This window comes from Archangium sp., assembly GCF_036388035.1.
In the GTDB taxonomy this organism is placed as follows: Bacteria; Myxococcota; Myxococcia; order Myxococcales; family Myxococcaceae; genus Archangium.
Genome location: NZ_DASVSO010000460.1, coordinates 1 through 7,000, shown reverse-complemented (window position 1 = coordinate 7,000; position 7,000 = coordinate 1). Strand labels below are relative to the sequence as shown.

Genomic DNA, 7,000 nt, shown 5'->3' with positions numbered 1-7,000 from the left:
TCTACGGCCAGCTCGGCGATGGGACCACCACCCGGCGTTCCTCCCCTGTCCAGGTGTCCGGACTGACGGGTATCACCGCCCTCGCCGCCAGCGTGGCCCACTCCCTGGCCCTGCGCCAGGATGGCACCGTCTGGGCCTGGGGCCACAACTTCTACGGCCAGCTCGGTGACGGGACCAACCTCCGGCGTTCCACCCCCGTCCAGGTGTCCGGGCTGACGGGTGTCACGGCCGTCTTCGCGGGCGTCGAGCACTCCGTGGCCCTGCGCCAGGATGGCACCGTCTGGACCTGGGGTAGGAACACCAACGGCCAGCTCGGCGATGTGTTCCCCACCGCGCGCAACACCCCCGCCCAGGTGCCCGAGCTGACGGGGGTCACCGCCCTCGCCGTCGGCGGAGGCCACTGCCTGGCCCTGCGCCAGGACGGCACCGTCTGGGCCTGGGGGAGCAACTCCCATGGCCAGCTCGGCGATGGGACCACCACCGCGCGCCCCTTCCCCTTCCAGGTGCCTGGACTCAGCGGTGTCACCACCCTCTCCGCCAACCTCACCCACAGCCTCGCCATCCGCGAGGACGGCGGCCTCTGGGCCTGGGGTCAGAACGCCAACGGCCAGCTCGGCGATGGGACCACCGCCACCCGCCGCACCGCCGTCCAGGTGTCCGCGCTGCCCGGCCCCACCGCTGCCGCCGCGGGCGCCTCTCACTCCCTGGCCCTGCTCGGTAGCGGCACCGTCCTGGCCTGGGGCAGCAACTCGGCAGGCCAGCTCGGCGATGGGACCGCGGCCGCCAATCCCATCCCCGGACCCGTCCTGCTCCCCTGAGGCCTCGGACGTGTTCGCCTGCTCCTGGGGCGGGCTGCCCCCTACCGACGAGCGTTCGGGCATTCATGGAGTCGTGCTTCCGCGCCGATTTCAGTCGGGAGTGACGTGCTCAACGCCTTCGCGGACAAGGCGAACCTGCTGCCCGGCATCCGGATGCTCACCCAGGTGCTGGGGGTCAACCCCATCAACATGAGCCGTGTGAGACTCGGCGTGGACGGTTGAACCACCGGCCTCCATGTCTTTCCGACGAGTTGCGGCTCCGCTCAGCGTGTCGATTCATCCACTCGCTCTTTCTGACTCCGGGTGTCCAGGACCACCTGTCCGTCCTTCATCACGAACCGCACTTGCTTCAGCGCCCCGAGGTCCTTCAGCGGGTCGCCCTCCACCGCGAGCAGGTCCGCGAGCTTGTTCGGCTCGAGCGAGCCAATCTGGTCCTGCATGCGGAGCAGCTCCGCCGCGTTCACTGTCGCCGCGCGCAGGACGTCCACGGGCTTGAGGCCGGCCTCGGCATAGGCGCTGAACGACTTCACGCTGGCCTGTCCTCGCGTCAGCCCTGGCATCACGCTGTACATGTCCGAGCCCGCGGCAAGCCGAACGCCCGCCGTCACCGCGCGACGGAGGCGGTCATGGGCCTTGGCGATGAGCTTCCTGCAGCGCTCCTTCAGCTCGCGCTGGCGCTCCGCGTTGCCCGTCTTGGCATCGAACGAGTCGCACGCGTCCATCGGGCCCTCGGTAGGCACCATGAAGATGCGCCTGCGGGCCATGGTCGCCAGCACGTCATCGGGCAGGGAGTACGCGTGCTCGACGGAGTCGACGCCCGCCTGGACCGCGATGCGAATGCTCTCGTCGGTGGTGGTGTGCGCCGCCACCGGGCGCTTCTTGCGGTGGGCCTCCTCGGCGATGACCTTCAGCTCCTCCAGCGAGAGGAGGTTGTGCCCGTTGTCGACGATGACCTTGATGCAGTCCGCGCCGTCGGAGATGGCCTGCCGTACGGCGCGCCGGGCCTCCTCCACGCCGGAGATGGTGAGGTACTCCTGCTCGATGAGGGCCTGAGCTGGCGGTTGGAGCGTGGGGAACTGCCCGCCATGTGGAGCGAGTGCGCGGGTGCAGGCGGAGATGCGCGGGCCCCGCACCCAGCCACGCTGGATGGCGTCGCGCAGCGCCACGTCCCCGTTGAGCCCGGAGTTGCCGAGGTCGCGCACCGTGGTGACGCCAGCCTCGAGCATTTCGCGGCCCAGCTTCGCTCCCAGGAGCGCGCGCTCGGCGGTACTCCTCTGGGCGACGGTGGAGATCAGGCTGTCGCCGCCGCTCTCCGGGTCGACCTCCAGCAGCAGGTGCGAGTGCACGTCGATCAGCCCAGGCAGCAGGGTGACGTCGCCCAGGTCGATGACCCGTGCCCCCGAGGGAATGGAGAGGCCGGTGCCCACGGCCTGGATGCTCGAGCCTTCGATGAGCATGACCGCATCCGCCAGGACCCTGTCACTCTTCCCATCGAAGAGCCGCGCGGCGCGCAGGGCGATGCGCGTGGGCTCCGGGGAGGTGGGAGCCTGGGCCCATGACGGCAGGGGAAGGCTCCACAGCAGGACGGTGCCAATGACAGCCGTGAAGAGTCGCCGGGAAGGGGAGGGCAAGGAGTGGCTCCTGGGCGCGAGGTGCTGAGCCACCGCACGGTCGCCGTCCTGTCTCGGGAAGGCAAGCGCCAGAGGAGGCCGCGGGCTCCATGCAGCTCATGGAGCCCGGCCTGGGCCTGGGCAAGGCTGCGTGCCCCGATGCCGCGAGGCTCACGGCGTGTACAGCTCCGCCGTTACGAGACCGCTAAAGTGGGTCGTGCGGCCCCCCGAGATGAGGACCTGCCCGGTGTTGAGCAGCGTCGCCGTGTGATCGAAACGAGCCGAGGCCATGGGGCCGATCTCGCTCCAACTGCCCGAGGCCGGGTCGTACACCTCCGCCCCCGCGAGCATGATGCCATTATCGCGGTTGATGTATCCCCCCGCGACGAGCATCTTGCCGTTGGGCAGCAGCGCCGCCGCGTGGAACATGCGCATCGAGGCCAGGGTGCCGGTGGCGCTCCAGGTGCCCGTGGCCGGGTCGTACACCTCCGCCGTCGCCAGGGCCTCGCCCCCGGTGTATCCCCCCGCGACGAGCACCTTGCCGTCGGGCAGCAGCGCCGCCGTGTGGTATCCGCGATTCGAGGCCAGGGAGCCGGTGGCGCTCCAGCTGTTCAAGACCGGGTCGTACACATCCGCCGTCGAGGAGGGCAGGCCCCCCGCGACGAGCACCTTGCCGTTTTGCAGCAGCGTCGCCGTGTGATCGGAGTGAATCGAGCTCATGGAGCCGATGGCGCTCCAGGTGCCCGTGGCCGGGTCGTACACCTCCGCCGTCGCGACGAGGCTCCCGCTGGTGACGCCCCCCGCGACGAGCACCTTGCCGTTGCGCAGCAGTGTCGCCGTGTGGCGGGTGCGAACCCAGTTCATGGAGCCGGTGGCGCTCCAGGTGCCCGTGGCCGGGTCGTACACCTCCGCTGTCTTGAGGTACCCGAGCCCATTGGGGGAGCCTCCCGCGACGAGGACCTTGCCATCGGGCAGCAGCGTCGCCGTGTGGAAGATGCGCGCCGAGGCCATGGGGCCGGTGGTGCTCCAGGTGCCCGTGGCCGGGTCGTACACCTCCGCCGTCGCGAGGTTGATGCCCGCGTATCCCCCCACGATGAGGACCTTGCCGTTTTGCAGCAGCGTCGCCGTGTGTTGGGAGTGAAAGGAGGGCATGTAGCCCGCCGAGGACCAACCCGAGGCACACACGGGCAATCCCGTCACCGTGAAGCTCTGGGTGGCCGTCAGGTGGAAGGCATTGGTGACGGTGGCGGTGACGGTGGTGGGGGTGCTTGCCGTGGCACAGGAGGGGGCCGTCCAGGTGATGCGGCTGGTGGAGGCGCCGTGGGTCGCGGAGCCCAGCACGCCCGTGTTGGCGGCCCAGGAGAAGGAGAGCGCCGAGCCCTCGAGGTCATTGGCCACCACCGCGAAGCTGAGCACCTGGGCCGCGGTGGCGGTGTCCGAGGAGCGCGAGTAGGAGGTGATGTAGGGATTGAAGTGGGGGGGAGCGGGGACGCTGCTGACGCACAGGCTCATGGTGCCGGTGGTCTGCCCGCCGCGCCCGTCGGAGACAGACACGGTGAGGTTGCAGTTGTTGCAGCGTCCCGCGGGCAACGCCGAGGGGGTGAAGTGGGCGGAGCGGGAGGAGGCCTGGGCCCAGGAGCCAGCGCAGGAGGCGCTCCAGGCGTAGGAGAGGCTGTCGCCCTCCGGGTCCGAGGCCGACGCGGAGACCGCCGTGGTCTGCCCCACGTCCAGCTGGGTGAGCGAGGCGCCGAGCGCGTTCACCTGGGGAGGGGTGTTGAAGGAGATGGAGAGCTGCGCACTGCCCTTGACCGGGCTCGGGGTGACGCTGACGCCCAGGAACATGGAGGAGGAGAGGCCCTGGGAGTCCGTCACCGTGACGGTGAGGGTCTGGAGGCCGGCGGTGCCAGGCGCCGTCCAGGAGGTGGCCGCCGAGGAGGCCGAGGCGAAGGAGCCCGCGGTGGAGGACCAGGCGTAGGTGAGGGTGTCGCCCGGGTTGGAGTCATGGGCCGTGGCCGTCAGGGAGAGGGTGCTGCCCGTGGCCACGGAGGTGGGCACGGCCACCAGGGAGTCAATGAGCGGGGCCTCGTTCTGGAAGGGAGGCGGGGCGTTGACGTGCTGCAGGGTGATGGCGACGAGCGACGTCAGGCCCGCGGAGAGGGTGACGCCCGAGGCGGAGCCCTCGAAGAGCAGGGTGCCGGAGGCCTCGAAGGCCTGGGCGAGGAAGGTGCGATTGGCGCCCGCGGGGAGGTTGCCGAGGGTGCCGCCCCAGACGCCGCCGGAGGACACGAGGTCCACGGAGACGGAGGGGAGATCGTCGGCGCTGGCGGTGACGGTGACGCGGGAGATGGACGAGGAGAGGGGCTGGGGCCCGGAGACGGCGAAGCGAACCGCGCCCGTGCTGGAAGCGGGCGCGCAGCTCGTGAGCCACGTCAGACAGAGCGCCCACAGCAGATGAGGGAAGAGTCTTCTCATGATGGGGGATTCCAAGGACTCACGGGATGAGGGGCGTGTACAGCTCCGCGGCCGCCACGGCGCCACTGCCTCCGGATCCTCCCGAGACGAGCACCTTGCCGTTGGGCAGCAGCGTCGCCGTGTGCGAGGAGCGAGGCGCGGCCAGGGAGATGGCCTCGCTCCAGGCGTCCGCGGCCGGGTCGTACTCCGCCGCGAGCGAGCTGTCGCTTCCGTAGCCTCCCGAGACGAGCACCCTGCCATTGGGCAGCAGCGTCGCCGTGTGGGAGGTGCGCGGCGGAACCATGGGGGCAGCGGCGCTCCAGGTGCCCAGGGCCGGGTCATACACCTCCGCCGACACCAGGGGGGGCGGCCCGTAAGCCTCCCCCGCGATGAGCACCCTGCCGTCGGACAGCAACGTCGCCGTCTGCAAGACGTGAAGGGAGGCCATGGCACCGGTAGCCCTCCAGCTGCCCGAGGCCGGCTCGTACAGCTCCGCCGTGGCGGATGGGCCACCGGTCTCGTTGATGCCCCCCGCGACGAGCACCTCGCCGGAGGGGAGCCGCGTCGCCGTATGGTAGAAGCGAGGCGAGGTCATGGCACCGGTCGCGCTCCAGGTGCTCGAGGCCGGGTCGTACACCTCCCCGTCTCGGTTGTAGAGGCCCCCCGTGACGAGCACCTTGCCATTGAGCAGCGGCGTCGCCGCATGCAAGAGGCGAGCGGAGACCATGGGGCCCGTCATGCTCCAGGTGTTCGAGCCCGGGTCGTACACCTCCGCCGTCGCGAAGATGCCTTGCTGGCCGTCTCCCCCCGCGACGAGCACCTTGCCATCGGGCAGCAGCGTCGCCGTGTGGCGTTGGCGAGGCGAGGACAGGGGAGCAACCGCGCTCCAGGTGCCCAGGGCCGGATCGTACACCTCCGCCGTCGCCAGGATGGCGCCATTGCCTCCTCCCACGACGAGCACCTTGCCATCGGGCAGCAGCGTCGCCGTGTGTTGGGTGCGCGGCGAGCCCATGAAGCCCGTTGCGTCCGACCTCGCACAGGTCGGCAGCCCCATGACCGAGAAGCGCTGGGTGGCCGTCAGGTGGAAGGCATTGGTGACGGTGGCGAAGAGCTCGAGAGGAGTGCTCGCCGAGCCACACGAGGGGGCCGTCCAGGTGATGCGACTGGAGGTGGCGCTGTGGGCCGGAGTGCCCAGCACGCCCGTGTTGGCGGCCCAGGAGAAGGAGAGCGCGGAGCCCTCGGGGTCGCTGGCGACCACCTCGTAGGTGAGCACCTGGGAGGGGGAGGCCAGGCCCGAGGAGCCCGAGGCGGAGAGGATGAAGGGATGGAAGTGGTTGGCGCTGGCGGGACCGCTGACGCACAAGCCCACGCTGCCGGTGGTCTGCCCGCCGCGCCCGTCGGAGACGGAGACCGTCAGACGGCAGTTGTTGCAGCGTCCCTCGGGCAGCGCCGAGGGGGTGAACTCGGCGGAGCGGGAGGAGGCCTGGGCCCAGGAGCCGGCGCAGGAGGCGCTCCAGGCGTAGGAGAGGCTGTCGCCCTCCGGGTCCGAGGCCGACGCGGAGACCGAGGTGGTCTGCCCCACGGCCAGCCGGGTGGGCGAGGCGCTGAGAGCGGCCACCTGAGGAGCGGTGTTGAAGGAGATGGAGAGCTGCGCACTGCCCGGCGCCGGGTTCGGGACGACGTTGACGGTCAGGGACATGCGGGAGGAGAGGCCCCCGGAGTCCGTGACGGTGAAGGTGAGGGTCTGGATTCCAGGAGTGCCAGGCGCCGTCCAGGAAGTGGCCGCCGAGGAGGCCGAGGCGAAGGAGCCCGCGGTGGAGGACCAGGCGTAGGTGAGGGTGTCGCCCGGGTTGGAGTCATGGGCCGTGGCCGTCAGGGAGAGGGTGCTGCCCACGAGCACGGAGGTGGAGGTGGAGGAGGCGACCAGGGAGTCAATGAGCGGGGCCGCGTTCTGGAAGGGAGGCGGAGCGTTGACCTGCTGCAGGGTGATGGCGACGAGGGCGGTCAGGTCCGCGGAGATGGTGACGCCCGGGGCGGAGCCCTGGAAGAGCAGGGTGCCGGAGGAGTCGAAGGCCTGGGCGAGGAAGGTGCGATTGAGGCCCGCGGGGATGCTGCCGAGGA

Annotated in this window: 4 protein-coding genes; 1 reads left to right on the top strand and 3 read right to left on the bottom strand. The window is 70.6% G+C overall.

Annotation, left to right across the window (positions count from 1 at the left end; translation table 11 throughout):
* The coding region (locus VF697_RS18465) for an RCC1 domain-containing protein (RefSeq protein ID WP_414641317.1) at positions 1 to 818 on the top strand (818 nt) is incomplete at its 5' end.
* A gap of 263 nt (positions 819 to 1,081) precedes the next feature.
* Here the strand turns inward: VF697_RS18465 and VF697_RS18460 are convergent.
* From VF697_RS18460 to VF697_RS18450, 3 genes are all read right to left on the bottom strand, one after another.
* Positions 1,082 to 2,449 carry an amidohydrolase family protein gene (locus VF697_RS18460; protein ID WP_331096785.1) on the bottom strand — a complete coding sequence of 456 codons (1,368 nt, stop codon included), beginning with the start codon at positions 2,447 to 2,449 and terminating at the stop codon, positions 1,082 to 1,084.
* Between the two features lie 150 nt (positions 2,450 to 2,599).
* Positions 2,600 to 4,900, bottom strand: a complete 2,301-nt coding sequence (locus VF697_RS18455) for a Kelch repeat-containing protein (RefSeq protein WP_331096783.1) — start codon at positions 4,898 to 4,900, stop codon at positions 2,600 to 2,602.
* 19 nt (positions 4,901 to 4,919) lie between these two features.
* Positions 4,920 to 7,000, bottom strand: a 2,081-nt coding sequence (locus tag VF697_RS18450) for a Kelch repeat-containing protein (RefSeq protein WP_331096781.1), incomplete at its 5' end; no start/stop codon positions are given.

What these genes read in the sequence shown, in the direction of transcription:
- VF697_RS18455 (WP_331096783.1), bottom strand. Translation starts at nt 4,900, where the DNA reads ATGAGAAGACTCTTCCCTCATCTGCTGTGGGCGCTCTGTCTGACGTGG.